Annotated in this window: 1 protein-coding gene; it reads left to right on the plus strand. The window is 64.9% G+C overall.

The window, feature by feature from the left end; genetic code table 11:
• Positions 1–1,734, plus strand: a 1,734-nt coding sequence (locus tag WBQ44_RS08585; protein ID WP_495566286.1) for a glycoside hydrolase family 3 C-terminal domain-containing protein, incomplete at both ends; no start/stop codon positions are given.

Consider the following 1,734-nt stretch of genomic DNA (forward strand, 5'->3'; position numbering starts at 1 on the left):
GACTACGCCGACCTCGACGCCGTGGATGCTGCAGCGCTCCAACTCGTCGAGGAGATCGGGGCGGGCGGAATCGTCCTCGCGAAGAATGAGGGCGCCGCGCTTCCCTTGGCACCCGGCGCTCAACTCACGATGCTGGGTCGCGCCGCTGCCGACCCGGTATACGGCGGATCGGGTTCGGGCTCCGTCGACACCAACTCCGCCGTCACGGCGCGGATGGGTCTGGAAAACGCCGGCTTCACTGTCAACGACCCCACGTACCTCGCCATCGAGGCATATGCGGCGGAGAACCCCCGGGGCTACATCGAGATGGACCGCCCTGACATCTCGACGTACAACATCGGTGAGATGCCCGTCGCCGGATACGAGGCACAGGCATCCACCTTCTCGCAGTTCGGTGACGCCGCGGTGGTCTTCATCGGCCGCCCGGGTGGCGAAGGTGGCGACCTCACCACCGACATGGCCGGATGGGACGACAACGCGCAGCCCGGTCAGCACCAGCTCGAGCTGAACCAGGACGAGCGCGAGCTTCTCGAGCTTGCCAAGCAGAGCTTCGACAAGGTCGTGGTGGTCATCAACGCCTCAACAACGCTCGAGCTCGGTGACATCCAGAACGACGTGGGCGTGGACGCGATCCTCCTGGCGGGCTCGCCCGGATCGACCGCGTTCAACGGACTCGGTCGCATCCTGAACGGTGAGGTCAACCCATCGGGACGCACCGTCGACCTCTGGGCTGCGGACTTCACCGCCGACCCCACGTTCGCCAACTTCGGCAACTTCCTCTACGAGAACGTCAACCCGAGCTACCCGGTGCCCGTCACCGAGACCGCGACATCGAACGCCACGGTGACGGATGAAGCGCCGTTCGTGAACTACGCCGAAGGCATCTACGTCGGCTACCGCTACTACGAGACCGCCGCCGTCGAGGGCTTCATCGACTACGACTCGGCCGTGGTCTACCCGTTCGGCTACGGACTCAGCTACACCGACTTCGCGTGGTCGGTGTCCAACACCGAGCTGGGCGACGTGGACGGCACCATCGCGGTGACGGTCGATGTGACCAACTCCGGCACCGTCGCGGGTCGCGATGTCGTACAGCTCTACTACTCCGCGCCCTACACGCCCGGCGGCATCGAGAAGTCGGCCGTCGTCCTCGGCGGATTCGCGAAGACGGGCGAGATCGCGCCGGGAGCGACCGAATCCGTGACGATCGAGATCGCCGTGGAGGACATGGCATCGTACGACTACCTCACCGAGAAGGCCTACGTTCTGGATGCCGGTGAGTACGAGCTCAGTGTGCGTGGCGACTCGCACTCGATCGCTGCCGGCACCGAACCGATCGCGTACACCGTAGCCGAGCAGGTCGTTTACTCCGGTGACGATCACCGCGCATCCGACCTCGAGGCTGTGACGAACCAGTTCGACGATGTCTCCGCCCAGTTCACGACCACAGGAGAAAGCGCCAAGATTCCTGTGATGTCTCGTGCAGACTTCGCCGGAACGTTCCCGACGGCGCCCACCGGTGACATGCTCATCGCCGACGAGGCCGTCGCCGATGGTTTCGGTGTCTGGGATCACGAAGGTGAAGCCGCCGCGTTCGAGGGCGACATGCCCGCGACCGGATCGGACAGCGATCTCTCGTTGATCGACATGCGCGGCCTGGCCAAGGACGACCCGAAGTGGGACGAGATCCTCGACTCGCTCAGCGTCGGCGATATGACGGCGATGCTCCTCAAC

This window comes from Rhodococcus sp. (in: high G+C Gram-positive bacteria) (assembly GCF_049591685.1).
In the GTDB taxonomy this organism is placed as follows: domain Bacteria; phylum Actinomycetota; class Actinomycetes; order Mycobacteriales; family Mycobacteriaceae; genus Rhodococcoides.